The sequence below is a fragment of the Parafilimonas sp. genome (genome assembly GCF_051953455.1).
Taxonomy (GTDB): domain Bacteria; phylum Bacteroidota; class Bacteroidia; order Chitinophagales; family Chitinophagaceae; genus Parafilimonas.
On the sequence record NZ_JBQCIT010000058.1, the window covers coordinates 68616 to 95041 of the forward strand.

The 26426-nt window shown below is 40.5% G+C and carries 23 protein-coding genes; 11 read left to right on the forward strand and 12 right to left on the reverse strand.

The window, feature by feature from the left end:
* Nucleotides 1-193: 193 nt before the first annotated feature.
* The gene (locus ACTHN6_RS20785) at nt 194-1501 is read left to right on the forward strand and encodes an MFS transporter (protein ID WP_440437700.1); all 1308 of its coding nucleotides are present in this window, start codon (nt 194-196) and stop codon (nt 1499-1501) included.
* A 43-nt stretch (nt 1502-1544) separates the two neighbouring features.
* Complete coding sequence (locus ACTHN6_RS20790) at nt 1545-2408, forward strand: MBL fold metallo-hydrolase (protein WP_440437701.1); 864 nt, start codon at nt 1545-1547, stop codon at nt 2406-2408.
* 107 nt (nt 2409-2515) lie between these two features.
* Here the strand turns inward: ACTHN6_RS20790 and ACTHN6_RS20795 are convergent, their stop codons facing one another.
* The 3 genes from ACTHN6_RS20795 to ACTHN6_RS20805 all read right to left on the reverse strand — a co-directional run bounded on the left by ACTHN6_RS20795 (nt 2516) and on the right by ACTHN6_RS20805 (nt 5157).
* Nucleotides 2516-2887, reverse strand: a complete 372-nt coding sequence (locus ACTHN6_RS20795) for a hypothetical protein (RefSeq protein WP_440437702.1) — start codon at nt 2885-2887, stop codon at nt 2516-2518.
* 180 nt (nt 2888-3067) lie between these two features.
* Complete coding sequence (locus ACTHN6_RS20800; RefSeq protein WP_440437703.1) at nt 3068-4033, reverse strand: FKBP-type peptidyl-prolyl cis-trans isomerase; 966 nt, start codon at nt 4031-4033, stop codon at nt 3068-3070.
* 116 nt (nt 4034-4149) lie between these two features.
* On the reverse strand, nt 4150-5157 hold the full coding sequence (locus ACTHN6_RS20805; protein WP_440437704.1) for a DHH family phosphoesterase: 1008 nt from the start codon (nt 5155-5157) through the stop codon (nt 4150-4152).
* 127 nt (nt 5158-5284) lie between these two features.
* Between ACTHN6_RS20805 and ACTHN6_RS20810 the strand changes: the two genes are divergently transcribed.
* Nucleotides 5285-5701: a nucleoside-diphosphate kinase gene (locus ACTHN6_RS20810; RefSeq protein WP_440437705.1), complete on the forward strand. Its 417-nt coding sequence runs from the start codon at nt 5285-5287 to the stop codon at nt 5699-5701.
* 97 nt (nt 5702-5798) lie between these two features.
* Here the strand turns inward: ACTHN6_RS20810 and ACTHN6_RS20815 are convergent, their stop codons facing one another.
* Nucleotides 5799-7634, reverse strand: coding sequence for a UbiD family decarboxylase (locus ACTHN6_RS20815; protein WP_440437706.1), 1836 nt, complete (start codon nt 7632-7634; stop codon nt 5799-5801).
* A gap of 239 nt (nt 7635-7873) precedes the next feature.
* Between ACTHN6_RS20815 and thrA the strand changes: the two genes are divergently transcribed.
* The 3 genes from thrA (at nt 7874) to thrC (ending at nt 12691) form a co-directional block, all read left to right on the forward strand.
* Entirely contained in the window at nt 7874-10333 is a 2460-nt protein-coding gene (gene thrA / locus ACTHN6_RS20820) for a bifunctional aspartate kinase/homoserine dehydrogenase I (RefSeq protein ID WP_440437707.1), read from the forward strand.
* On the forward strand, nt 10333-11250 hold the full coding sequence (locus tag ACTHN6_RS20825; RefSeq protein WP_440437708.1) for a homoserine kinase: 918 nt from the start codon (nt 10333-10335) through the stop codon (nt 11248-11250). The genes thrA and ACTHN6_RS20825 overlap by 1 nt, the downstream gene beginning before the upstream one ends.
* Nucleotides 11251-11362: 112 nt before the next feature.
* Nucleotides 11363-12691: a threonine synthase gene (gene thrC / locus ACTHN6_RS20830; protein WP_440437709.1), complete on the forward strand. Its 1329-nt coding sequence runs from the start codon at nt 11363-11365 to the stop codon at nt 12689-12691.
* A gap of 3 nt (nt 12692-12694) precedes the next feature.
* On the opposite strand, the gene corA is transcribed toward thrC, so the two are convergent.
* Nucleotides 12695-13795, reverse strand: coding sequence for a magnesium/cobalt transporter CorA (gene corA, locus ACTHN6_RS20835; RefSeq protein WP_440437710.1), 1101 nt, complete (start codon nt 13793-13795; stop codon nt 12695-12697).
* A 122-nt stretch (nt 13796-13917) separates the two neighbouring features.
* On the opposite strand from corA, the gene ACTHN6_RS20840 reads away from it, so the two are divergent.
* Together ACTHN6_RS20840 and ACTHN6_RS20845 are read left to right on the forward strand one after the other, a co-directional pair.
* Nucleotides 13918-14550 carry a ribonuclease HII gene (locus ACTHN6_RS20840; RefSeq protein ID WP_440437711.1) on the forward strand — a complete coding sequence of 211 codons (633 nt, stop codon included), beginning with the start codon at nt 13918-13920 and terminating at the stop codon, nt 14548-14550.
* A 2-nt stretch (nt 14551-14552) separates the two neighbouring features.
* Nucleotides 14553-14912: a septal ring lytic transglycosylase RlpA family protein gene (locus ACTHN6_RS20845; protein ID WP_440437712.1), complete on the forward strand. Its 360-nt coding sequence runs from the start codon at nt 14553-14555 to the stop codon at nt 14910-14912.
* Between the two features lie 28 nt (nt 14913-14940).
* On the opposite strand, the gene ACTHN6_RS20850 is transcribed toward ACTHN6_RS20845, so the two are convergent.
* The 4 genes from ACTHN6_RS20850 to kdsB form a co-directional block, all read right to left on the reverse strand.
* On the reverse strand, nt 14941-15987 hold the full coding sequence (locus tag ACTHN6_RS20850) for a 3-oxoacyl-ACP synthase III family protein (protein WP_440437713.1): 1047 nt from the start codon (nt 15985-15987) through the stop codon (nt 14941-14943).
* A gap of 204 nt (nt 15988-16191) precedes the next feature.
* Complete coding sequence (gene nagA, locus ACTHN6_RS20855; protein ID WP_440437714.1) at nt 16192-17298, reverse strand: N-acetylglucosamine-6-phosphate deacetylase; 1107 nt, start codon at nt 17296-17298, stop codon at nt 16192-16194.
* On the reverse strand, nt 17291-18112 hold the full coding sequence (locus tag ACTHN6_RS20860; protein ID WP_440437715.1) for an amidohydrolase: 822 nt from the start codon (nt 18110-18112) through the stop codon (nt 17291-17293). Before ACTHN6_RS20860 ends, nagA begins: the two co-directional genes overlap by 8 nt.
* Nucleotides 18112-18846: a 3-deoxy-manno-octulosonate cytidylyltransferase gene (gene kdsB, locus ACTHN6_RS20865; protein ID WP_440437716.1), complete on the reverse strand. Its 735-nt coding sequence runs from the start codon at nt 18844-18846 to the stop codon at nt 18112-18114. The genes ACTHN6_RS20860 and kdsB overlap by 1 nt, the downstream gene beginning before the upstream one ends.
* 140 nt (nt 18847-18986) lie before the next feature.
* Between kdsB and ACTHN6_RS20870 the strand changes: the two genes are divergently transcribed.
* Nucleotides 18987-19880, forward strand: coding sequence for an ABC transporter ATP-binding protein (locus tag ACTHN6_RS20870; RefSeq protein WP_440437717.1), 894 nt, complete (start codon nt 18987-18989; stop codon nt 19878-19880).
* Nucleotides 19881-19961: 81 nt separating this feature from the next.
* Nucleotides 19962-20744, forward strand: a complete 783-nt coding sequence (locus ACTHN6_RS20875; RefSeq protein ID WP_440437718.1) for an ABC transporter permease subunit — start codon at nt 19962-19964, stop codon at nt 20742-20744.
* A gap of 7 nt (nt 20745-20751) precedes the next feature.
* On the opposite strand, the gene ACTHN6_RS20880 is transcribed toward ACTHN6_RS20875, so the two are convergent.
* The 3 genes from ACTHN6_RS20880 to ACTHN6_RS20890 form a co-directional block, all read right to left on the reverse strand.
* Complete coding sequence (locus ACTHN6_RS20880) at nt 20752-22206, reverse strand: alpha-L-fucosidase (RefSeq protein WP_440437719.1); 1455 nt, start codon at nt 22204-22206, stop codon at nt 20752-20754.
* 87 nt (nt 22207-22293) lie between these two features.
* Nucleotides 22294-23226 carry a TIGR01777 family oxidoreductase gene (locus ACTHN6_RS20885; RefSeq protein WP_440437720.1) on the reverse strand — a complete coding sequence of 311 codons (933 nt, stop codon included), beginning with the start codon at nt 23224-23226 and terminating at the stop codon, nt 22294-22296.
* Nucleotides 23227-23331: 105 nt separating this feature from the next.
* Nucleotides 23332-24144, reverse strand: a complete 813-nt coding sequence (locus tag ACTHN6_RS20890; RefSeq protein WP_440437721.1) for a hypothetical protein — start codon at nt 24142-24144, stop codon at nt 23332-23334.
* Nucleotides 24145-24349: 205 nt separating this feature from the next.
* Here ACTHN6_RS20890 and ACTHN6_RS20895 point away from each other — a divergent pair.
* Nucleotides 24350-26426: AAA family ATPase (locus ACTHN6_RS20895; protein ID WP_440437722.1), on the forward strand; the 2077-nt coding region annotated here is incomplete at its 3' end.

The following is a 26426-nucleotide window of genomic DNA, read 5'->3' on the forward strand; positions in this document are numbered from 1 at the left end:
TTTTTTTGAAATTAATTATAAAAGTTATCCGTTAGATAAAAAACGTTATCCATAAAGAAGCGTTTTTCGTTAGACATTTTATTATGAAGGTTTTCAGCTCAGCTCCTAACCTAAACTTACATGCGGCACGAAACTTTAGCGGCATTACTCATTAACAAAACAAATTATTTACTTTCATCGCATAAACTGCTATATGCAAACTGCATCTAAAAAAGTTATTAATGCCTGGGCTATGTATGACTGGGCCAACAGCACTTATAATTTAGTTATTACAACTACTTTTTTTCCTATCTATTTCACAGCAGTTACAAAGCACGCTTTTGGCAGCGAGAAGGTGCCATTGCTTGGCAGAACATTCATCAACTCTTCTTTGTATGATTATACTTTAGCAGCCGCCTACTTTATCATTGCGCTTTTGTATCCTGTGCTTACTTCTATTGCAGATACAAGGGGCAACAAGAAAAACTTCATGCGTTTTTTCTGTTACATGGGCGCTATTGGATGCAGTGCTTTATATTTTTTTCGCGGCGATAATATCTGGGTGGGCATCATCGCTTTTATGATGGCGGCTGCAGGTTATGTGGGCAGCCTTGTTTTTTATAATGCTTTTCTGCCTGAAATAGCATTACCGCAGGACCAGGACAGGATAAGTGCCAAAGGTTTTTCATTTGGATATATCGGCAGCGTAATCATGCAACTCGTGGGTTTTGTTTTGGTGCTGCTGCTGGCAGACAACCCTGATTATCTTGGCCCCCGCATTACTTTTTTATTGGTGGGTATATGGTGGGCTGGCTTTGCGCAAATAACTTTTGCCCGTTTGCCGGAAACAAAAAGAAATAATGCTGTAAACGGTAATGTTTTTAAAAACGGTTTCCAGGCTATAAAAAAAGTATATGGCGAAGTAAAAAACATGCCTGTATTAAAGCGATACCTGCGCGGTTTTTTCTTTTACAGCATGGGTGTGCAAACTGTTATGCTGGCTGCCACCATATTTGGAAGCAAATTATTGCAATTAGAAGATACCAAACTTATCATTACCGTTGTGGTTATACAACTGGTGGCTATTCCCGGCGCTATATTAATGAGCCGCCTGTCAAATGTTTTTGGCAACCTTAAAGTATTAATGGGTGTAATTATATTCTGGATATTGATTTGCGTGGCGGCTTATTTTACTGCAGACTATAAAATAAAAGGTGGCAATCCCGAATATTTTTTTTACGGGTTGTCGGTAGCTGTTGGTTTGGTAATGGGCGGCATTCAGTCGCTAAGCCGCAGCACCTATTCAAAGCTGATGCCTGAAACAAAAGACACAGCTTCATTCTTTAGTTATTATGACCTTACCGAAAAAATTGCCATCGTTATCGGCATGCTGGCTTTCGGTTATATTGAAGAACTTACCGGTAATATGCAAAACTCTGTATTGAGTTTAATTGTATTTTTTGTTATTGGTTTCCTATGGCTTTTTTCTGCGCTGAAAAAACAGCAATTTTTAAGCAGTTAAGGCATAATAAAGCTTATATATCTTGCGCTAAAAATAAACAGGTATGAAGTTATACAGCATAGAAACAGAACTATTCAAGCTTGATGGCGGCGCAATGTTTGGTGTGGTTCCCAAATCAATATGGAACAAGCTGAACCCTGCAGACGAAAATAATCTATGCACATGGGCCATGCGCTGCTTGCTGATTGAAGATGCCAACAGGCTGATATTAATTGATAACGGCCTGGGCAATAAACAAAGCGAAAAATTTTTCAGTCATTATCATTTGCATGGCGATGCTACGCTTGAAAAATCTTTGTCAGCAAAAGGATTTAGTAAAGATGATATTACTGATGTTATTTTAACGCACCTGCATTTTGATCATTGCGGTGGCAGCGTTGACCGTGATGGTGATAAGCTGGTTACCGCATTTAAGAATGCTACTTACTGGAGTAACCAGGAACACTGGAACTGGGCCGTATATCCCAATGACCGCGAGAAAGCATCTTTCTTAAAAGAAAATATATTGCCCATACAGGAAAGCGGGCAATTGAAGTTTATTGAAGGTGTAAACAATGAAGCCGATGAACCATTGGGCGAAAATAGTTTTAATGATAATATCAGTATCCGTTTTGTAAATGGCCACACGCAGCAAATGATGCTGCCGCAAATAAAATATAAAAACAAAACCATTGTGTATGTGGCTGACCTGCTGCCTTCCGTGCATCATATCCCCATGCCCTACATCATGGGTTATGACATGTTTCCGCTAACCACTTTGCATGAAAAGAAATCTTTTCTTACAGAAGCTTTAAACAATAATTATATTTTATTTTTTGAACATGATCCCAAACATGAATGTTGCACATTGAAGCAAACAGAAAAAGGGATAAGACAAGATTCAATTTTTAAGCTGGATGAATTGTAAATATTATTCAATCTAAAAAAAATCATGGCTGATTGCCTGGATTCAAGCCATGAAAAAAGCCTCCGCTGCTAACAGAAGAGGCTTGTGTATTGACCGCTGCTGATGTGTTATTTTATCCAGTTAAAATTTCTATCATAATGATTGTAGTTATGCTTATTCCGGTAGTCGAGAAAACGATTGTTTACGGCTTCGATTTTATTGTTTCTTTCTCTTTGTAATTGCTGTATAAGATCAATTTTTCTTGACGCTGCAATACGCAGGTTCATCGCTTCTCTCACCTGCTGATTATAAGCGGCATTAATGTTTGCAATTTGCCGGTTCCGCTCAACGGTTGTAAATGAATACGTTTCCACATAACGCTTTCCATAGCTAAAATGTACAGTCGGCGTACGAAATGTAACGGCCGCCGCAAACGGTTGTGAAAAGGCTGCTGTACTTATAATGAACAAGGTTAAAAAGAGTGTAAAGATTTTTTTCATGTTGTTGATTTTTTAATGTTTAATCAATGATTATGAGATAACGTTTTCCTTTTTACGTTTATCAAAACATTGTTAATCATAAACAACCATGTTATCATCCATACAAGCAAGCCGGTTTAAAACAAGAAAGCAACGCCGTTGTTGCGTTGCTTTCTTGTTTGCATAATTATTAATGCTGTATTATTTTTTTTCTGTGCTGTCCTGTTTTTGCTGCTGCATTCTTTGCATCTGTTCCTGCATTTGCTGTTGCATAGGATTTACAGGCTGTGCAGGTGCATCGGTTACATCTTTCACTTCAATATCAAATACCAGGTTTGAAAATGCAGGAATTTCATTGCCCTGCCGCTGTTGTCCGTAACCCAGGAAGGCTGGAATATACAACTTGCCTTTCCCGCCTTTGCCAAATAATGGCAGCCCGTCGCTGAAGCCTGGTATCATACCCGGTGCGCCCACTACAAATTCAAGCGGTTCGGTGTGCCCTTTGCTGCTATCCAAATTGGTATCAAATTCATGGCCCGTTGCCAGCAGTCTGCCACGGTACATTACAGAAACTTTTTTGCCGGAATCAGCTTTCAACGCTGGATCGCCGGCATTTTCAATAACAGCATATGTACCGTTTGTTGCCTTAACACCTTTCAGGTTATTCTTCGCCAGGTAGTCTTCTATTGCTTTAATCTCACTATTCTTTTCCTCTTCCATTGCTTTTTCATAATCTGCCATTACAGCTTTTTCATCTTTAAAAACCTGCAACAATTTAACTTTTGCAACCATTACCTGGCCTTTTACAAAAAGTTCATCATAGCCCTGGATCATTTTTTTATTCTTCAAAGAATCAATATTCATGCTCACTACAGCGCTGTCGCCCACACTCATTAGCGGTATAATTTCCATGAAAGAATATTCTGATCTTTTGCTCGTATCAACCGGGCCATAACCTGGCACATGGCCAAAAGTGCTTTGTAAAACCGAATCGCGGTCCATCAACTTGAATTCCACATTGAACTTTATAAATTCACCGGCTTTGGGTTTTTGAGTTCCTTTGCCCTTGAATATTTTATAGGAAAGGCCGGAAGGCGTTTGTTCATAATTCATACTGCAGGCAGCTAAACTTGTTATAAGCAGCGCTGCTATCAATGTTCTTTTCATTCGTTTAATTTTTGTTTTTTTTCGATGGTCTCATGGAACCTCGCTATGTACATTCTTCCTATGTGAGAAAAACTATCATGGCCGGTTTCATTTTTTGTTTTTGTTTATACAGATTTTTATGCCAACTGCTTTTCGTACAGTTTAAGCACTTCTTTGAATTTTTTAAGGCTTTCTTCCAGTGTATCGGAACTCCTGCCACCCGCCGCATTTTTATGACCGCCGCCTTCAAAATGATTACGTGCCAGTTCATTCACATCAAAATCTCCTTTGCTCCTGAAACTCCATTTACGTTCTTCCGTTCTGTCTATCAATAAAGCGCCCAGCTTAATGCCTTCAATCGTAAGTAAATAATTTACCAGCCCTTCGGTATCGCCGGTTTGTATCTGGTACTTCATAAGATCGTACCTCGAAATAGCCATTACGGCTGTATTATATTCATACAACACATCCAGCCTGTTAAGCAGGGCATTGCCTATAAAGCGTAACCTGGTTTCCAGGAAATTATCGTAAATGTTTTCATGAATAATGCTGTGGTTTAATCCCAGATCCTTCAAATGCGCAACGGCCTGATGCGTTTGTGCCGATGTAATGCCAAACCGGAAGGAACCCGTATCTGTCATAATCCCGGTATAAATACAGGCTGCCATATCAAGATCAAGTTTATCTGCAAAGGGCGACTGTACAATAAAATCGTACACCATTTCGCAGGTGGAACTTTTAAGAATATTGCTCACGCCATAATCAAAATGTTCTTCAGCAGGCTGCTCATGATGGTCTATAAGTACTTTCACGCATTTAATGCCCAGCAGCAGCGTTTCCATTTTTTTGGTGCGGTGCATGGCATTAAAATCGAGGCAAAACAATATATCCGCATTTTCTGCGAGGGCTGTGGCTTTCTGCGTTTGTGCTTCAAAGTCAACTACTTCACCGCAGCCCGGCATCCAGTTTAAAAACTTAGCCCAGTTGGTGGGAGAAACAACCGTAGCATTATGGCCAATTTTTCTGAGAAAATGAAACAAGCCAAGTGCAGAACCCATTGCATCGCCGTCCGGCTTCTGATGCATGGTAATTACAATATTCCTTTTATGTTCCAGTAATGGATATAAATGCGCTATCGGCTGCATAAAGGCGGCAAAATTGCGGCTTTAATAGCATACGGTCAAATGATTTTTGGTTTACCTGCCATCTATAACAATTTGCTTTGATTTTTAAATTATTGATGGCTTAGTTTTGCGGCGAATTTTAAAAACTATGAGCAATACAACATTTACCATGATAAAGCCCGATGCTACGGGTAAATCATACACAGGCGCTATTCTTGACCGCATTGTAAAAGCGGGTTTTAGCATTAAAGCCATGAAATGGACAAAACTTACCAAAGAACAGGCCGGCGCTTTTTATGCAGTGCATAAAGAAAGGCCTTTTTACGGCGAACTGGTTGAATTCATGAGCAGCGGCCCTATTGTTGCCGCCATCCTGGAAAAAGAAAATGCCGTTGCAGATTTCAGAAAATTAATCGGCGCTACCAATCCTGCACAGGCTGATGAAGGCACTATCCGTAAGGAATTTGCGGCTTCCGTAGGCGAAAATGCTGTGCATGGCAGCGACAGCGATGAGAATGCAGCGATTGAAGGGAATTTCTTTTTTTCGCAGCTTGAAAGATTTTAATTTAAATAAACTTGTTTGTTAAGCGCAGATGCTTACATTTGCACTTTAAGGGTTTAGGGTTGAAAAAAGGGGCGTCGATTCTTCGTCAGCCCCAATTTTATTTTAGCACGTTATACAAACTGCCACCTTTATTAAAAATCCTGTCAACATTCTCTTCTACAGCAGCATTTTTTTCCAATGCAGGTGCATGGTGTGGTTTAACACGGGCATCTAAAACCACTGCATCGCAGCCCCAGTGTTTATAGTTATAAAAACTATTGATGCCATATATGTCATAAGCAGGATTACAGCGTGTGAAGGTTGCCCATAAAAAATTGTTTAAGCTGTCTGCAGTAAAGGAAGCATCATCGCAAACAATAACAAAAGGTGTTTGTTGCAAAGCTGCTGGTGCATTGCACAATCGTTCATTCAATTGTTGCATTTCCATTTCAGCATTTTTATAGCCGGTGAATTTTTTTGTTTGAAGACAAATAATCCCCGGCAATGCCAGTTGCGCATTTTCAAAATTTTGCAGTTGCGAAAATTCAGATGGAATGATTGTGCACAATTCCCTCAATATATCTCCATAAGCGGCAAAAACCACTTTACTGCCCTGGTTTAAACCGGTGCCTGAATAATCAAGTGTATCAATGGTTGTGTTGGTATAAAAATGAATATCTCTTTTGAGATTTATTCTTTTCAATATAAAATCAAAAAAAGCAGGAATATTCCGGGGCGATAATTTTCGCTCATCATCCGCCGTGATAAATAAAAATTTAGCAAGGCTCAACTGGCCCGTACCGAGAATATGATTAGCGATGGTCAATATTTCTGCCGGTTGTTTTATTTTATTGTAAGGCGTATAACGCTCACTGCCAGTCGCCAGTAATAAGGGATGCACACCAGCTGCATCCACGGCATTCACCTGTTGCAGGCCGGGAATTTCTTTTGTTAATGCATCGCCCGTAAGTTCATGAATTAAATTGCCGAAAGCCGTATCTTCCTGCGGCGGCCTACCTACCACTGTAAACGGCCATATTGCATTGTTCTTTGCATATATCTTTCTTACGCGCATTAAAGGAAAATCATGCGTTAAACTATAATAGCCGAGGTGATCTCCAAACGGTCCTTCAGGTTTATTCTCACCCGGAAAAACTTCACCTGTAATTACAAAATCTGCATCGGCGCTTATGCAAAATCCATCTTTATAAAAATACCTGAAACGCCTGCCGCCCAACAAACCTGCAAACATTAATTCGCTCATACCTTCCGGCAAAGGCATTACAGCAGCCAATGTATGTGCAGGCGGCCCGCCAACAAATATGCTTACCTTCAAAGGCAATCCTTTTTCATTGGCTTTTGTTTGATGCACACCAATGCCGCGGTGTATCTGGTAATGCAACCCGGCTTCTTCATTCAAAACATAATCGTTGCCTGTAAGCTGAATACGGTACATGCCAAGGTTTGACTGTTGCACGCCTGGCTTTGTAACATCTTCCGTATAAACCTGCGGCAGCGTTACAAAGGCGCCGCCATCTTTTGGCCAGTGCTGGATTAAAGGAAGGTCTGTAATCTTTATTTCATGATGGATTAGAGGGGAAGTATTTACTTGCTTAGGAAGTGATGATAAAGCATTCATGCCATGTTTTATAGCACTGAATGGATGCTTAAAAATTGTTTGCGGGTTATTCTTTAACGTGATAAGCTGTTGAATGGCTTCGAAGCGTTTCCGGAAGATAAAACGGCTTCTTTCCATGGTGCCGAAAATATTGGAAGCAGCGCGGAATTTTGATCCCTTCACATTTTCAAACAATAAAGCCGGGCCCTGCGCTTCATGCACCCGCAAATGAATGGCAGCCATTTCAAGATGCGGGTCAACCTGTTCCTTTATTCTTATTAAATGACAATTCTTTTCAAGGTCGTTAATACAGTCTTCAAGCGTTATATAAACCATGGTTATGCAAACCTATAAAATAACCATCAGCTTATATTAAATCTGGCTTTGATCAGTGTTCTTCCCGGGTTTACATGCGCGGGCATTCTTTATCTGTCTTACCGTTACACCTCATACAAACTAACATTCATAAGTCATTTAATAATATTTGCCAAAATATTATTAATCTTTAGTTAGGCTAAAGCCCGCAGTTAGCGTTTCTTTGCAATCCCAAAAAATTGACAAAGTAAATTTCACAGATGAAAGTTTTAAAGTTTGGCGGCTCTTCGGTAGCGAATGCAGAAAACATTCAAAAGGTTGCCGCCATTGTTATGTCAAATAATGAGCAGCAGGTTGTTGTAGTGAGTGCTTTAGGCGGTGTAACGGATGCACTGATTAAAGCCGGTACGCTGGCAGAACAAACGGATGAAAGCTATAAAGATGTTTTGAAGGAACTTGAAAAAAAACATCTTGATGCAGCCCGGGCGTTACTGCCGGTAACGCACCAAAGCAGCTGCCTCAGCATGATCAAACAACAGTTTAATGAGCTGGAAGAAATTTGTAACAGCGTTTTTTATCTGAAAGAATTATCGTTGCGCACAAAAGACCGCATCATCAGTTTTGGTGAATTGTTGTCATCAAAAATTATTACGGCTTTCCTGCAATCAAAGCATGTGGATGTAGAATGGCTTGATTCGCGCAAGCTTATTAAAACCAACAGCCATTTTGGCTTTGCCGCCGTAAACTTTGAACTCACCAATCAGCTTATTACAACAACTATACAGGCTTTAGATAAAAATATTTTTTTAGCGCCGGGTTTTATTTCCAGCGACAGCAACAATAATACAACCACCCTGGGCCGCGGCGGCAGCGATTATACGGCAGCTATTTATGCTTCCGCATTAAATGCAGCCTCTCTTGAAATATGGACAGATGTAAGTGGTATGATGACTGCCGATCCGCGCTGGGTACCTAATGCAAAACCCATCGAACGTATATCTTACCAGGAAGCCATGGAACTGTCGCATTTTGGCGCAAAGGTTGTGTACCCGCCAACCATTCAGCCGGTGCGCCAAAAAAATATTCCTACCTGGGTTAAAAATACTTTTGCTCCAAACGATGCAGGCACCGTAATTGACAGCGTTGCCACACACGACGGCGATATTGTTACAGGCATTTCAAGCATTAATGCTATTGCGGTTTTAAGCCTGGAAGGCAGCGGTATGATTGGCATTCCCGGCTTTTCAAAACGCCTGTTTGAAGCCCTGGCCAATGCCAATATCAACGTGGTACTGATAACACAAAGTTCATCCGAACATTCTATCTGTGTAGCTGTAAACACCAGCGATGCCATAAAAGCCAAAGAAGTTGTTGACAGTACATTTGAGATAGAAATTGCGCAGGCCAAAGTGGAGCCTTTAAAGGTTGAAACGGAGCATTCTGTTATTGCACTGGTGGGCGATAAAATGAAAAGCCACCCCGGCATCAGCGGCCGCATGTTTGATGCCCTGGGAAGAAATGGCATTAATGTAAGGGCGATTGCACAGGGTTCTTCCGAAAGAAATATTTCAGCGGTAATTGCACACGCCGATATAAAGAAAGCCGTAAACGTTTTGCATGAAGCTTTCTTCGAAAATGTTTACAAGCAACTCAATATTTTTATTATCGGTGTTGGAAATGTTGGCGGCAAATTGCTTGGGCAAATATTACAACAGCAAACATTTCTGCAGGAACATTTAAACCTGCAGGTACGCGTTACAGGCATTGCCAACAGCAGGAAAATGTTGTTTGCCGATAATGGCCACGACATTGATTTAAAACAATGGAAAGAAGAATTGAATGAGCAGGGCGAACCTATGCAGTTGACTAAATTTGTGGATACCATCATTCAGAAAAACTTCCGCAACTCGGTTCTTGTTGATGTAACCGCCAATGAGGATGTTGCAAAAGTGTATGAGCAGCTTTTATCAAAAGCTGTGTCTGTGGTTGCGTGCAACAAGATAGCCGCTTCCGCACCCTACACACATTACAGCGAATTGAAATCACTCGCCAAAGAATATAATGCGCTCTTTTTATTTGAGACAAATGTGGGTGCAGGATTACCTGTTATCGGCACATTAAATGACCTGAGAAGAAGCGGCGACGTGGTTACCAAAATACAGGCAGTACTCTCGGGCACCTTAAATTTTGTATTCAATAATTATGATGCCACCAGGCCATTTGCAGAAGTGGTGAAGCAGGCGCAGGATGAAGGCTATACAGAACCTGATCCGCGTTTGGACTTAGGCGGAACGGATGTAATGCGGAAGATATTAATTCTTGCGCGTGAAGCCGGTGAGATACTTGAAATGGAAGACATAACCAACAATGGGTTTTTACCCAAAGAATGTTTTGAAGGAAGCGTGGATGATTTTTATAAAGCCATGCTGAAACATGAAGATCATTTCAAAAAATTATACAACGAAGCTGCCGCAAAAAACTGCAAGCTCAAATTTGTTGCAGAGTTTATGAATGCACCGGAAAGCAAAAGCGCCAATGTGGGTTTAAAACATATTCCTGCTGATTCGGATTTCTATCATCTGTATGGCAAAGACAATATTGTTTTATTTTACACGCAACGTTATCCCGAGCAGCCATTGGTTGTAAAAGGCGCCGGTGCCGGTGCCGATGTTACCGCCAGCGGTGTATTTGCTGATATTATAAGAGTAGCAAGAGTATAATGAAATCAGTTAAAGTAAATAGCAGTGCAACTGTAGCGAATATCGTTTGCGGTTTTGATATTCTTGGCTTCGCATTGGATTGCCCGTGTGATGAACTTACAGTGGAAATAAGCGATGAACCCGGCGTGCAGATCATCAACCAGGATGATTTTGATTTGCCCACAGAGGCAGAAAAAAATGTAAGCGGTGCCGCTTTGCTTGCATTGCTGGAAGAAGCCACTGATATAAAAGGGTTCAAATTAATCAGCAAAAAAAATATCATGCCCGGCAGCGGCATTGGTTCAAGCGCTGCCAGCGCCGCAGGTGTTGTGGTGGCCGCCAATCATTTACTGGATAACCGTTTTACAAAACAGGATCTGGTACGCTTTGCCATGAATGGTGAAAAAGTGGCCTGTGGTGTAAAGCATGCAGATAATATTGCGCCCTGCATTTATGGCGGCGTTACGTTGATACGTTCGGTTTTCCCGCTGGATATCATCAGCATCGATGCGCCGCCTTTACATGTAACCGTTGTGCATCCGCAAATAGAAGTGCGTACTTCAGATGCGCGCCAGATTTTAAAACAACAGGTTTTATTAAAGGATGCCATCAGGCAGTGGGGCAACATAGCGGGCCTTGTTGCTGGTTTTATTACCCACGATTATGATTTGATTGGCCGTTCCCTCGAAGATGTAATTATTGAACCGGTGCGCAGCATATTGATTCCCGGCTTTGATGATATTAAGAAAGCAAGCAGGGAGGCCGGTGCATTGGGCGGCGGCATTTCAGGTTCAGGGCCATCTATCTTCATGCTCAGCAAAGACGCAGCAACAGCTATTGCCGTGGAAGCTGCCATGAAAAGCATTTACGATAAAATGGGTGTGGCCTACCACACGCACGTAACAACTATTAATAAGGAAGGTGTGAAGATTGTCTGAACCCGGATTTTTATGATTAAAAGACTAAGAAGATTTTTTTATGAACTAAGCTGCAGTACTACTATTAAACACGGTTGTGTCACTCCCTTGTACTGCAACAATTCTATTCAGCATGAACTATTACAGCTTAAATAAAATTTCACCATCTGTTACTTTCGAAGAAGCTGCCGTTAAGGGCCAGGCGCCCGATAAAGGATTATATTTTCCCGAATCAATCCCAACATTATCCAAAGATTTTATTGCCAATATAAAAGCCTGTTCAAAAGAAGAAATTGGCTTTACCGTGATGAAGCCTTTTGTGGGCGAAAGCATTCCCGATGATGTGTTACAGCATATTGTAAACGAAACCATCAACTTCAATTTCCCGCTGGTGAAAGTGAGCGATAATATTTATTCCCTTGAATTATTTCACGGCCCCACATTGGCTTTCAAAGACGTTGGTGCACGATTTATGAGCCGCTGCCTCGGTTATTTCAACAGGAATAAAAATCAAAAAACAACCGTGCTTGTTGCTACATCCGGCGATACCGGCGGCGCTGTTGCCAATGGCTTTCTCGGTGTTGAAGGTGTTGATGTGATCATTTTATATCCTTCAAAAAAAGTTAGCCCTGTACAGGAACTGCAGCTAACCACATTGGGAGAAAATATAACAGCCATTGAAATAGAAGGCAGTTTTGACGATTGCCAGCGTATCGTAAAACAGGCGTTTGCCGATGCTGACCTGAATAATAAATACTCGCTTACCTCTGCCAACTCTATCAATGTGGCAAGATGGCTTCCGCAACAGCTATATTATTTCTATGCTTACCAGCAATGGCAGCATGAAGAACCGCCAATCATTAGTGTACCGAGTGGTAATTTTGGAAATATCTGCGCAGGCATACTGGCACATATTTCAGGCCTGCCGGTTAAACATTTTATTGCAGCCTGCAATGCCAATGATGTAGTACCGGAATTTTTAAAAACAGGTAATTATCAGCCAAAACCATCTGTAGCAACTATCTCCAATGCAATGGACGTAGGCAATCCCAGCAACTTCATCCGCATACTTGAACTGTTCCATCAAAACACAGGTGATTTAAAATTACAGCTCAGCAGCACAAGTATTGATGATATAACTACAGAAGAAACGATTAAAGATGTTTTTGAAAAATATAACTACGTTTTAGATCCACATGGCGCCGTGGCCTATTATGCATTGGAAGAATACATGGAATGGAATAACAATGAATTTGAAAATAGCGCCTTGCCAAAACCGGCCGGTATTTTTCTGGAAACAGCGCACCCTGTAAAATTCCCGGAAATAGTGGAAGCCGTTACAAAACAAAAAATTGAAGTGCCGGAAAGTGTTGAGTATTTATTCGACCGTGAAAAGCAAAGCATCAACATGCAGCCTTCCTTTGCCGAATTTAAGGAATGGATGATGAGTAAAAATGCCTAAACCTCAGCGTTTAAACCAGCCGCGTTTTTTAAACGCATAAATCATAACCACAGGGATTAAAAGCATCAGCGCAACCGCAGCAAAAAAACCATATTTATTATGCAGGTACGGTATGCTTTCGAAGTTCATCCCGAATATGCCGCCGATAACCGTAGCCGGTGCCATTAAACAGGTAACTATCGCCATCACTTTCATCACTTCATTTAAGCGAAGGTTTACCTTATTTAAATAAAGGTCCTGCATGCTCATCATCATATCACGGTAAGTTTCAACAAGGTCATTTGCCTGCACAATATGATCGTATACGTCTTTAAAATATTTGGTAGTTCTTTCATTTAAAAGATCACTGTCGCTGCGCAAAAAGCCGTTGATTACTTCACGGGCAGGACCAACATTCCGTTTTAAAATAATCATTTCCTTGCGCAGGCCATTTATAAGTGCAAGTGAACGTGTATCGCCGCGGCGTATAATTTCTTCTTCAAGCGTTTCAATATGCTCGCCTAATAATTCAAGCACCGTATAATAATTATCAACAATTACATCAATCAATGAATAGCACAGATAATCGGCGCCGGCCATTCTTAACTTGCTGGTATTTATTTTCAACTTTTCCCGCACGGGATTAAATACATCCCGGTTGGCTTCTTCCTGGAAACTCAATACGAAATCTTTGCCCAATACAATGCTTACCTGCTCTGTTTCTATGCTACCGGATGCGGCATTATAATAAAGCATATTCATTAAACAGAACAATATATTATCCAGCTCATCCATTTTAGCACGTTGCCCAACACTTAATATATCTTCAACCAACAGGGGATGAACATCATAACCTTTACAAATAACTTCAACATCGCTTTTTCTTAAGCCGTCAATATTTATCCAGGTGATGCGGTCATTATTTTTAAATTTTTCGCAGGCATACACTGAGTTGTACTCGTGGTGTTCAATTGTTTTAATATTGTAATCAAACACTTCCACTTTTATTGTTTCCGGCTCTGCACGCGCTGATTCCACAGAAGGGTTAAAACGCAATACCGGATGCGCCGGCCTTGAACCAAATGCCGGCAGTATCTTCTGAAGATAATCTTTGGTAAACGACATGTTTGCTTACTTATATAAATGAAATTACTTAATTTAAATATCAGCTTTCCTATCTAAAATTTATTAACAGCCGTTGATAAAGCAGCAAATAAAAAAGCGAATGCATTACTTTGCTTCAAAATTTGCAAACAGCAGTGTTAAAGCCTTATTTCAAAAGAAAGTATATTGAAGCCGGGTGTGATGAAGCAGGCCGCGGCTGCTTTGCAGGGCCTGTTTGTGCGGCTGCTGTAATCCTTCCCAAGAGTTTTTATCACCCGGCATTGAACGACAGCAAACAAGTAACGCCGGAGCAACGCGAAACACTGCGCGCATATATTGAAAAAAAAGCGTTGTATTATGCAGTTGCCATGGTGGATAATGACGAAATCGATTCCATCAATATTTTAAAAGCTTCGTTTAAAGCTATGCATCTTGCACTGGAACAATTACCGGTTGAACCTGCTTTGATTTTGGTTGACGGCAACCGGTTTACGGCCTGGCGCAACGTGCAGCATCAATGTATAATAAAAGGCGATGGTATTTATGCAAGCATTGCGGCGGCAAGCATTCTTGCCAAAACATACCGTGATAAATATATGCAGCAACTGCATGATGAATTTCCGCATTATAACTGGGCACAAAATAAAGGTTATGGCACGGTGGAACACCGCCGCGCCATTGAATCGCATGGCTTGTGCAGGTATCACCGCAAAAGCTTTAATATACTTTCTGCACAACTGGAAATAGATTATGAATTGCAGGAAGAGATGAATTAGCAATGAATAAAATCCTCCTTTTATCCTGTTTAGCATGGTTATTTTTTTCATCCTGCGGCAAGTACATAACCGAGACTGGTAAAGCATCTTATTATGGTGACAAGTTTGTGCGCAGGCCAATGGCAAACGGTAAAAAGTTCAGCCAGCATAAATTAACGGCTGCTCACAAAACATTGCCGCTGGGCACAAAAGTGAAGGTCATCAATCTTACCAATCATCAAAGCGTAAAAGTGCGCATTACCGACCGCGGCCCTTTTGTGCAGGGCAGGATTATTGACCTCAGTAAGAAAGCGGCAAGAAGAATTAATATGATTAATGCAGGCGTTGTTGCTGTTGAAATAAAATATAAAAAGAAAAAGTAGTATTAGTTAACCATGAGTTAACTGTTTTCTACCACTTCAGCAAAGCGCTAGCCCAGGTAAGCCCGCTGCCAAATGCCGCAAGGCAAACAAGATCACCGTTTTGTATTTTACCTTCCTGCCATGCCTCACACAAAGCAATGGGAATAGAAGCTGCGGTTGTGTTACCATACTTCTGAATATTATTATACACCTGGTCGTCATTTAGTTTTAATCCTCTTTGTACAAACTGGCTTATGCGCAGGTTAGCCTGGTGCGGCACCAGCAGTTTAATATCCTGCGGCGTATAACCATTTTTATTAAGCGCTTCCATTACCACTTCCGGAAATTTTACTATTGCCTTCTTAAACACTTCCGGCCCGTTCATAAAAGGACGGTTTTGTACCTTATCAATCATGGCATGGCTTTCAAACATTTCACCAAGCGCTGCATCATCAAAATCTGCAAGGCCTTCCTGCCAGTGATTGGCATGCGTACCCGGATTATACATAGCCAGTATTTCTGCGCTCCTGCCATCACTGTGCAAATGTGTGCTGAGTATGCCGCGGTTTTCATCTTCAGTTGGCTGCAATACAACAGCGCCGGCGCCATCACCAAATATTACAGATACATTGCGGCTGCGTGTATTAAAATCAAGCCCGAAAGAATGTTTTTCACTGCCAATAACCAAAATATTTTTATACATGCCGCTGCGTATAAACTGGTCGGCCACACTTAATGCATATACAAAACCGCTGCATTGATTGCGCACATCCAGCGCACCAATTTCGTGCATGTTTAATTCGCGTTGCACAATCACACCACAACCAGGAAAATAATAATCGGGAGACAGCGTTGCAAACACAATAAAGTCAATATCCTGCGGCGTAATACCCGCTCTTTCTATGGCCATTTTTGCAGCCGCAATACCCATGGTAGCCGTGGTTTCATCAGTGCGGTGGGCATACCGCCTTTCTTTAATACCGGTACGTTCCTGTATCCATTCGTCACTGGTATCCATATATTTTGTAAGGTCGTTATTCGTGAAAATATTTTCGGGCACGTACATCCCAATTCCTGCAATAATACTTCTGGGCATAATGTTGTTTTATAGATGTATTTTTTGGTGACCGGCTATAGCATTTCATGGCATCCTCCCTTGCGTCGCAACACTTGTACCACAGCAAATAGCTGAGCAATGATTTAACTGCTGAAGGGAGTGACACAAGGGACGATGACAGCACTACCAAAGCCGGCAACAAAATAAAATTAAAACTTAAAAGCTAAATGCAATCAATTGTGATTAATGCGGGCTTATTACCTCCAAAACATTAAAATCATTATCCAATACAATCATATTCGCTTTTCTACCCGTTGCAATAATGCCAAGCTCATTTTCCATGTTCAGAACTCTGGCAGGATACAGGCTGCACATACGCAAAGCTTCTTCAGTGTGAATGTTGCAATGCTCAACAAAATTCTTTACACATTTATTCATGGTTAGTGCTGAGCCGCTGAGAATGCCATTGGCTGCATATTTATCGCCATCCAATGCATGTGTATAATAACCTTCGTGTGTTTCTGTAACAGCATCGGTAATGGCAAATAATCTTTCACCCATTAATTTTTTAGCGATGCGGATAGCAGGAAAACTTACATGATAACCATCCGGCACAATGCTGCAATTAACTGATGCATGATTAAAGATAGCACCTACCATCCCGGGCTCGCGGTGCTGAAAAGCGCTCATGGCATTGTATAAATGCGTTGCAGCTGTTATGGTATTAAATGATTGCGTGGCCTGTTCATACGTTGCATTACTATGGCCCGCAGAAACCACAATATTATAGGACTGAACAAGCTCAATCACTTCTTTACTTACAACTTCCGGTGCAAGCGTTATTATTTTTATTACATCTTTTCCATATTCCAGTAATTCCCTTGCCTGCTGAACAGAGGGCGAGAAAATCCAGCCGGGATTATGGGCGCCACGTTTGGCCTTGCTTATCCAGGGGCCTTCCACATGCAGGCCTAAAACGCCCGCTCCGCCTGCATTCCAGTAATCTCTTACGGCATCAATACATTTAAAAATGGTTTCGTAAGTATGCGTGGCAACAGTTGGCATACAGTATGAACAGCCACCTGCTTTACTATATTCATAAATCGCTTTTATGGTTTCAGCATCGGGGTATGCAGAAAGCAATCTCTTATTAGCGCCGTATAATTGTAGGTCGATAAATGCAGGTGCAAGCAAGGCGCTTTTATACTCTACAACCCCGGCATCAGCAGGCATGTCAGTTAATGGATGTATGCCAACAATTACATTATCCAGCACGGCAACGGCATGCTGCTGCAGCATATCATAACCTGTAAATATCTTTTCTGCCAAATATATTTTTGTATTACTCATTTGTTATAATAAACCTGTCGGCATCTTTTAAAAATGGAAATTTCGCTCTTATATCTTCAAGATGTTTTCTTTTTAATTCAATCGTAAAAACGTCTTCCTCGTCTTTTTTATGATAGAGTATTTCGCCCAGCGGATCTATAACCATGCTATCGCCTGCATGATAAATTCCATTGCCATCATTACCAACCCTGTTCACACCAATAACATAGCATTGGTTTTCTATCGCCCTTGCCTGCAATAAAGTTTTCCATGCAATAGAACGTCTTTCCGGCCAGTTGGCCACATAGATTAAAACATCATATTCCGGTTGGCCCGCACCGCCGTCCCCCCTCCACAAATGTTGAGGGGGAGATTGCCTTGCCCATACAGGAAATCTTAAATCATAACAAACCTGCAGGTTTATTTTCCAGCCTTTTGCTGATGCAATCAACCTTTTATTGCCCGGCGAATAATGATTATGTTCATCGCCGTAAGCAAATAAATGACGCTTATCATAATAACCATATTCACCATTCGGCAACATCCATATTAAACGGTTATAGTATTGCTCATCTTCCTCTATCATCAGGCTGCCAACAACGATTATTCTTTTTGAAGCCGCGACTTTTTTCATCCAGGCAACGGTGTCACCATCCATTGTTTCAGCAAATTTTTCGGGTTGCATGCTGAAACCCGTTGAAAACATTTCAGGCAGAATAACTACTTCCGTTTTTTGCTGAATGGCATTTATCTTTTCTTCAAACATCTGCCTGTTGGCGGCGGCATCCTGCCAAAATAATTTTGCTTGAATTAGTGTACAGGTTAGTGTTTGCATCAGTTATTTATATTATGTTGCTGCTTTAAAAACTGCCTGGCCAACTCAAGGTCTTGCCTCGTATCAATTCCAACACTTGCGTGATTGGTTAATACCATTCTTATATTAATGCCATTTTCAAGATAACGGAGCTGTTCAAGCTTTTCAATTTTTTCCAGTTCGCCGGCCGGCCATGTTGTGAACTGCAGCAAAGCTTCTTTCCTGTAACCATAAATGCCAATGTGTTTAAAATGCCTTGCTTTATCTCCGGCATCTCTTACAAAAGGTATTACAGAGCGGCTGAAATATAAAGCATCCTTATTTTTATTAACAACCACTTTTACATTATTTGGATTTCCAATATCCGCATGCTCAAATAATTCATGCATTACACTTGCAACATGCACCCGCTTATCATCAAAGGCGGATAATAAATTTTTAAGCATAACGGTGTCAACAAATGGCTCATCGCCCTGTACATTAATAATAATATCACAATCAACGTTGGCAATGGCTTCTGCAATACGGTCGCTGCCGCTCTCATGGTTTCGTTTGCTCATTATAACATTATCGTTCTGCAATTCGTTATAAATAATTTCACTGTCGGTAACAACCATTACATCATCAAACAAACCCGTTGCTACCGTATTATCATAAGTGGTTTTTATAATTGTTTTTTCGCCAAGCATCTGCATCAGCTTCGCCGGGAAACGTGTGGATGCATACCGTGCAGGAATCACTGCTATCTTCTTCATGTGTGCAATTTCGTTTAAAATCTCATTCGCTGGCTTTATGATTGTGTTAGTTATCGGCAGCCCAGCTTCATTTTTTGCCTTTCATATATTTCAGCACAACTATGTAAAATTGGTTAGTTTTATTTGATAAAAAATTTAATGTGCCTGTTCTTGAAATAAACAATATTACCAAACATTATAAAACCGTTACCGCTTTAAATAATGTTTCGTTCAGCGTGCCGGAAGGCAGTGTTTACGGCATTCTTGGCCCAAACGGAAGCGGCAAAACAACCCTGCTTGGCATTATCCTCGATATATTAAAGCCATCATCGGGCAGTTTTACTTTATTAGGCAAACCCGCCGATGCGGAAGTGCGTAAGCAGGTAGGCACGTTGCTGGAAACGCCTAATTTTTATCATTATTTATCAGGCGAAAGAAACCTGCGCGTTGCTGCGCATATAAAAGGCAAAGGCTTTAATGAGATTGATAATGTGCTGCAGAAAGTAAACCTGTATCAGCGCAAACTAAGTAAGTTTAATACTTATTCCCTGGGGATGAAACAAAGGCTTGCCATTGCATCCTGTTTATTGGGTGACCCGCAGGTTTTAATTTTTGATGAACCGACCAATGGGCTTGACCCAAACGGTATTGCTGAAATAAGAGAACTGATACAGCGTTTGGCACAGGAAGGTAAAACCATTATTATGGCAAGTCATTTACTGGATGAAGTGGAAAAAGTTTGCACGCATGTGGCGATAATTAAAAACGGTAATCTTTTAACGGCTGGCAGCGTTGATGAAGTGCTTGTTGCCGATGAAATAATTGAAGTAGCCTCAGATGATTTAATAAAACTTGAGGAGGTATTGCAGCAGATGGGCGGTTTTTCATCCATTAAAAAACATAACAACGTATTACAATTATTTTTTGTGAACGGCAATGCCAACGCTGCCGCTATTAACCAGTATTGTTTTAATAACAACATTGCATTAAATCATTTGCAGGTAAAGAAAAAGAGCCTTGAAACTAAATTTTTGGAACTCACGAATAAGGTATAAAGAGAAAGATAAAAGGCAGAAGGTAGTAGCCTCCTTACGTCTTTTCCCCACACCTTTACTTTACACCGCTAAATAAAAACCATGGCGCACTTATTAAAACTCGAATGGCTTAAAGTAAAGAACTATCGTGCTTTCTGGATATTTCTTGGCTTATACATTATAAGCCTTTACGGCATAAACCAGATTGCATTTAACCTGCAGGGAGAAATAAAAAAGAATAATATGCCGGTAACTATCTTCCCGTATGATTTTCCGGCGGTATATCAAACCATTGCCTGGGTAAGCAGCTGGCTCTTATATTTCCCCGGCATGTTAATGATACTCGTTATAACCAATGAATATAATTTTAAAACACATCGGCAGAATATTATTGATGGTTTAACAAGGCAGCAGTTCGTTCTGGCAAAAATTTTATTCGGGTTAATCATTGCAGTTATTACAACACTATGCTGTTTTTTAATTGCCATTTATTTCGGAAGCAGCTACAGCGAAACTTTTTCGTTTAACGGCATTGAATATATTGGCTACGGTTTTATTCAAACACTTTGCTATTTGTTTACAGCTATGATACTCGCCGTATTAATGCGGCGCAGCGGTTTGGCAATGGCGGTTTTCTTTTTATATGGGTTAGTGTTTGAGCAATTAATCGGCGGCCTTATTGATTTTAAATTTTTAAGTGGCCATGGCACCGTGCGTTATTATTTCCCATTGCAGGCAAGTGATACATTAATTCCCATAACATTCGGCTCCAAAATTATTTATAATAATGCGCCCTCGGCAACTATATTGTTTATTATATGCCTTGTGTATATAGCCCTGTTTGTATTTCTTTCATTCAATAAATTTCAGAAAGACGATCTGTAACCAGTCATTATAATGCATTTGCAATGCGTATGGCAAAAATGCCCTGTTTTGAAATATCGTTGGCCGTAATGGCAGAAAGATCCAACTCCACATCATTGCCCTTTTGTTTCCATGAACATGTATTTTTTGCACCGGGTATGGTTGCCTTTGCCGAAGCCGGTAATTTTAAATTTTTCAACGTGAATTTAGATTGATAGAATGGCAGGATGCAATACAGGTTATTACCTTTCTTTGTGAAAAAGCATTCTACAAAGGCAGAATCTTTTTTAGGAGCTGTCATTTTTGCGATGCTGTAACCAGCCATATAACTTTTATCTTTTTTACCTGGTTTTATACCATTACTCCATTGATAAGACTGATTGTAAGCCTGGGTTCCATAAATGGCATCTCCGTACAATGTAAGCCAGTCGCCCATATCAATCAAACGCTGTTGCATAATAACAGGAATGCGGCCATCAGCCGTTGGGCCAATATCCAATAAAAGGTTGCCACCTCTTGAAACAATATCGCATAACATTAAAATAAGGTCATGGCTGGATTTATAATCATCAAGCTGTTCGTTTCTGTTATAGCCATAAGAATGCCCGATGCCCTGGCTTTCTTCCCACACAACATCTGCGTTCATGCCGCTTCCATATTCTGAAGTGGTATAAGTGCAGCCTGTGTTTTTGCCGCGGGTATTGCTGCCCCATCTATCGTTTATAACCACTTCATCTTTTACAGGCGAATCATTAAAGAGCCACGCTAATAGCCTGGTACTTTGCCAGGCTGTATCGCTGAGTTCCCACTCGCCGTCTGAAAAAATAATGGAAGGTTTATATTTTGTAACAAGATCTTTGAATTGCGGTATCATGTGCTCGCTTACAAATTTCTTTTTATCTGTTTGCCACAAAGGATTAAACCATTCATACAAAGAATAATAATAACCCATTTTCAGGCCTTCATTACGAACAGCATTGGTGAGATCACCAAGGAGGTCGCGATGCGGTGTTCCTGTAACTGCATTCCATGGCCTGCCCCAGTCACGGTCTGCTTCTGCATTGTTCCATAAGCAATAACCTTCATGGTGTTTTGAGGTAAGCACAACATATTTTGCTCCTGATCTTTTAAATACATCCGCCCATTGTGCCGGATCGAACATTTCTGCTTTAAACATGGGTTCAAATTGCTGGTAAGCAAAATCTTCACCATAATTTTTATTATGAAAAGCAAGAAAATCTTTTTGCTTTTCCTGCAGGCGGTACCAATACCATTCAGCATAACTATAACCGCTGTTGGGAATTACCGGCGCATACGACGGCACGGCATATAGGCCCCAATGTATAAAGATGCCAAACTTATCCTGTTGAAACCAGGCAGGTATCTTACGCTGGTTTAACGATTGCCAGTTATCCTGGTAAGTTTGCGCAAAGAGTGTTGACAGTACAAGTGATAAGAATAATGTATAGACAAGCTTTTTCATATGTGCAATAGATGAGGTGTAAAGATATTGATCACGTAAACAATTGAAATTTTTTAATGAGTTTTTATCTATCATCAACCAATTAAATTATTTATTTCCGATAAGATTCCCTAATGCTGCTTCAACCGAAGGATATAAAAAACTAAAACCCGCATCATGAATTTTTTTATTACTTACTGTGGCGCTTTTTAAAACTTCAATCCTCATTTCGCCCATTATTAATTTTAAAGCAAATGCAGGCGCATAAACAGGTATGAAATTTTTACCCCGCATTTTACGGGCGAGCGCCAGCGTAAACGTTTTATTGCTCACTGTTTCATTGGCAACAGCATTGTAAATGCCGTGCATGCTTTCCTGCTCAATGGCAAATAAAAAAAGCCTGCATACATCATCAATATGAATCCAGCTTATAACCTGTTTACCGTTGCCCAGTATGGCGGCAATGCCCGTCTTAAGCGGCTTTTTAAATTCAGCCAGGGCGCCGCCTTCTTTACTCAGCACAATACCGAGCCTTGTAATAATTAGCCGTTTGCCGAAAGCTTCAACGGGCTTTATGCTATCTTCCCAAAGCCTGCAGGTGTTACCAAGAAAATCATTGTTTGGCGGCGCATCTTCTGCAAAACCATTTTGCTTAGAAACTGTATTATCAGGCCCATACCAGCCAATGGCGGAAGCGCTTACAACCGCTTTAATTTTATTCGGGATTTCTCCAAGTGAGCGTACAAGCAGGTGGCCGCTTTTAACCCGGCTTTCAACAATTTCCTGTTTACGTTTTTCAGTCCACCTCTTTTCAGCAACATTGGCGCCGGCAAGATGAATAATATAATCTGCAGAAGCAATAGCTTCCTTATCTATCTCTCCTTTTTCTACATTCCATTTTGCATAAGTAATGTTATTGGCTTGCGGCCGTTTTGCGGTATCTCTAACCAGTACAATTACAGAATGACCCGTGCCTGTTAAAAATTGTTGCAGCGCCCTGCCAATCATTCCGGTGCCGCCTGTGAGTAAAATTGTTGCCATGCGTAATTTTAATGCTCAAAGCAACAAAGTTTATTCCTTATTGTATACAGAAATAAAAAACACCTGCCTGAGGCAGGTGTTTGAAAACATCATGCAGCTTCACCCCTACTTTATCTCATTTATCCACTGCTGCACAAATGTTCTTGAAGTTTGCACTACATCACTGCCTGCACGAAAAGCCATTTTCCATTTATTATTTTTGGCTTCATATTTCTGATCGGCAAAATATAGCTTGCCATTTCTTTCAATTGTTGCTGCATTAAAATCAATACCAGCAGTTGCCGCCATAAATTCTTCCAGCCTTTTCTTTATAAACAACATCGGGTTATCAGGATAGCTTTCCTGCCATTTAGCTGCTTTATCTGTAGAATCCTTACTGTAATATTCAAGCATGGTTGCATAATTATCAGCATAATATTTTAAAAACTCGTTATCTGGTTTCTGTAAATCCTCAAGGTATTTCTTTGCATCATCCAATGCAGATTTAAACGAAGCTTTATCTTCGGCTGAAGCATTATCGTAATATTTCTGCGCACTTTCAAGCGTTTGTGTTGCCTGGCCTATTAATTCTTTCCTGTATGCATCGGGCGTTGCCGGCGCAGCCGGCAGTTGTGGTTTATGATTCTCTTTTTCGGCAGCATATAAGCGCACAAAGTCATCCGAGCTTAAATATTTTTTTGTGTGAGACAGTAAATCCATCGCAACGGCAGAGCGATTGCCCGCAGCGATATTCTTTACATTTTTAATTCCCCAGGTTTGCATATATCCATTCAAAATACTATTGCTGATCTTTTCGTTTGCCTGCGCAGAACTAATGCCGATGATAGCAAAAACGTCGTCGTTAAACCTGGTTGTTTTAAAAGAAAAAAATGCATAGCAGGATGCTAGTAAAATAAGCACTGCAAAATTTAATTTCATGCAGCGCATGATAAATGAAATATGTTTGCCGGTACGCATAATGGTGTTTTTAATTTAGTTGATCTGGTTATTGTTTTAGATGTATAACACAAAGCTCAAAACATTTTTATGCGCTGTAAATATGCGGTTGTATCAACTGCATTAAATGATGGATGAGCTGTTAAAAAGGATGGAAATGCACCAAATGAAAATATGAGTAATTTTAATGCTAAAGATTAACCCTATGGCCATTGATGATAGTAATAAAATATTTCAGCTTGCAGAAAGCCTGGTAAACGAAAGCAACCGCAATATTTTTCTTACAGGAAAAGCCGGCACGGGTAAAACCACATTCTTAAAACACATCAGGCAAAATTGTATCAAGCAAATTGCTGTAACAGCGCCCACCGGTGTTGCCGCCATTAATGCAGGCGGCGCTACTATTCATTCTTTTTTCCAGTTGCCTTTATCTCCGTTTATTCCCGAGGCAAGGGGCTATGTACAAAATGATAATATAACAAATAAGCACAGCCTGCTGGGGCGAATGCGGTTGAATAATGAAAAACGAAAAGTGTTGCAACAACTGGAATTGCTGATTATTGACGAGATAAGTATGGTGCGGTGCGATACGCTCGACGCGATCGATACTATTTTAAGGCATTTCCGCTACCGCAATAGCGAGCCTTTTGGTGGCGTGCAGGTTTTATTTATCGGCGATATGTTCCAACTGCCGCCGATAATCCCGGATAATGAATGGAATTTATTACGTGATTTTTATAACAGCCCTTATTTTTTTGACAGCCAGGCAATGCGCCAGTTTCCGCCGGTATATATTGAGTTTCAAAAAATATACCGGCAAAGCGATGAAAAATTCATTCATCTTTTGAATGAAGTGCGCCATAACAACCTGAGTGATGCCGGCATGGAACTGCTGAACAGCCGCTATGACCCCTGGTTTGAATTAAGCAGCAACGATGGTTATATTTTTCTTACAACGCATAATTATAAATCAGACAGCACCAATGCGGAAGAGCTTGCAAAACTGAGACAAAAAACGTTTTCATTTAAAGCCGAAGTTACCGGTGAATTCAGCGATAAGGCTTATCCCGCTGATGAAATGCTCGAGCTTAAAATTGGTGCGCAGGTAATGTTTATCAGGAATGATAAAGAAAGAGTAAAAAGATATTTTAATGGGAAAATAGGCACGGTAACAAAGATAGAAGACGATGCCATTTTTGTTCAATGCAAAGATGAAGAAGATGAAATAGAAGTGAGCAAAGAAACCTGGGAAAATGTACGTTATTCTGTTGACAAGCAATCGCAGCAGCTGGAAGAAGAAGTGATAGGTAAATTCGTTCAGTATCCTTTACGGCTGGCCTGGGCCATCACTATTCATAAAAGCCAGGGTTTAACGTTTGACAAAGCTGTAATTGATGCAGGCCGTGCATTTGCGCCGGGCCAGGTATATGTGGCATTAAGCCGCTGCACCTCATTAAATGGCATTGTTTTAAAAAGCCAGATCGCACCTTCAGGATTACAAACGGATAAAAAAATTATTGAATTTTCTGAGCACAGCACAACGGAAGAAAGCCTGCAGGAACAACTATATCAATCCAAAAAAATATTCCAGCAAAGCTTATTATTAGCATTGTATGATTTTACGGCAACCATAAAACAATGCAATGCATTAAACAAGATCGTGAAAGACAACAAAGCTGCTTACAACGCGGAATTGCTGCTTTGGTTAGATGAAGTTGAAAAAACTTTAAATGCATTGCAAACCGTTGCCGATAAATTCAAGCTGCAACTAAACAAGCTTTTTATAACAAATGAATTGCCTGAAGAAAATAATACTATTCAGCAAAGGCTGCATTCAGCCGCTGATTATTTTATAAAGCAGCTTGATGAATTAATAGAAACACTAAGACAGTCGCCGGCCAGCACCGATAGTAAAATGCATGCAAAAGCTTATAACGACAATCTGAAAGAAGTTTTTGTTTTGCTTGCAGAAAAAAAACACCTGCTGCAATCATGCATGGAAAGTTTTTCTGTTAACCGGTATTATTCTTTTAAAAAGAATTTTACCGCACCATCATTTTATGTAAACGCTTATGCAACGGCATCGGAACAAAAAACAGAAACACCTCATCCCGAGCTGCATAAAAAATTAAGGGAGTTAAGAAATAAAATATGCGAGCAGAAAAATCTGCCTATTTATTACGTGGCCAACAGCACAACCATTGATGAGATGGCTTTTTATCTTCCACAAAATTTAGATGAAATCGTTAAGATAAAAGGTTTTG

Excerpts from the sequence above, each read along its gene's own strand:
- kdsB (WP_440437716.1), bottom strand. The coding sequence starts at position 18,846 with ATGAAGAAGATAGCAGTGATTCCTGCACGGTATGCATCCACACGTTTC.
- thrC (WP_440437709.1), top strand. The coding sequence starts at position 11,363 with ATGAACTATTACAGCTTAAATAAAATTTCACCATCTGTTACTTTCGAA.
- ACTHN6_RS20815 (WP_440437706.1), bottom strand. The coding sequence starts at position 7,634 with ATGGTTTATATAACGCTTGAAGACTGTATTAACGACCTTGAAAAGAAT.
- ACTHN6_RS20845 (WP_440437712.1), top strand. The coding sequence starts at position 14,553 with ATGAATAAAATCCTCCTTTTATCCTGTTTAGCATGGTTATTTTTTTCA.
- ACTHN6_RS20810 (WP_440437705.1), top strand. The coding sequence starts at position 5,285 with ATGAGCAATACAACATTTACCATGATAAAGCCCGATGCTACGGGTAAA.
- ACTHN6_RS20825 (WP_440437708.1), top strand. The coding sequence starts at position 10,333 with ATGAAATCAGTTAAAGTAAATAGCAGTGCAACTGTAGCGAATATCGTT.
- ACTHN6_RS20785 (WP_440437700.1), top strand. The coding sequence starts at position 194 with ATGCAAACTGCATCTAAAAAAGTTATTAATGCCTGGGCTATGTATGAC.
- thrA (WP_440437707.1), top strand. The coding sequence starts at position 7,874 with ATGAAAGTTTTAAAGTTTGGCGGCTCTTCGGTAGCGAATGCAGAAAAC.
- ACTHN6_RS20805 (WP_440437704.1), bottom strand. The coding sequence starts at position 5,157 with ATGCAGCCGATAGCGCATTTATATCCATTACTGGAACATAAAAGGAAT.
- ACTHN6_RS20875 (WP_440437718.1), top strand. The coding sequence starts at position 19,962 with ATGGCGCACTTATTAAAACTCGAATGGCTTAAAGTAAAGAACTATCGT.
- ACTHN6_RS20880 (WP_440437719.1), bottom strand. The coding sequence starts at position 22,206 with ATGAAAAAGCTTGTCTATACATTATTCTTATCACTTGTACTGTCAACA.
- ACTHN6_RS20800 (WP_440437703.1), bottom strand. The coding sequence starts at position 4,033 with ATGAAAAGAACATTGATAGCAGCGCTGCTTATAACAAGTTTAGCTGCC.
- ACTHN6_RS20885 (WP_440437720.1), bottom strand. The coding sequence starts at position 23,226 with ATGGCAACAATTTTACTCACAGGCGGCACCGGAATGATTGGCAGGGCG.
- corA (WP_440437710.1), bottom strand. The coding sequence starts at position 13,795 with ATGTCGTTTACCAAAGATTATCTTCAGAAGATACTGCCGGCATTTGGT.
- ACTHN6_RS20795 (WP_440437702.1), bottom strand. The coding sequence starts at position 2,887 with ATGAAAAAAATCTTTACACTCTTTTTAACCTTGTTCATTATAAGTACA.
- ACTHN6_RS20860 (WP_440437715.1), bottom strand. The coding sequence starts at position 18,112 with ATGCAAACACTAACCTGTACACTAATTCAAGCAAAATTATTTTGGCAG.
- ACTHN6_RS20850 (WP_440437713.1), bottom strand. The coding sequence starts at position 15,987 with ATGCCCAGAAGTATTATTGCAGGAATTGGGATGTACGTGCCCGAAAAT.
- ACTHN6_RS20890 (WP_440437721.1), bottom strand. The coding sequence starts at position 24,144 with ATGAAATTAAATTTTGCAGTGCTTATTTTACTAGCATCCTGCTATGCA.
- ACTHN6_RS20790 (WP_440437701.1), top strand. The coding sequence starts at position 1,545 with ATGAAGTTATACAGCATAGAAACAGAACTATTCAAGCTTGATGGCGGC.
- nagA (WP_440437714.1), bottom strand. The coding sequence starts at position 17,298 with ATGAGTAATACAAAAATATATTTGGCAGAAAAGATATTTACAGGTTAT.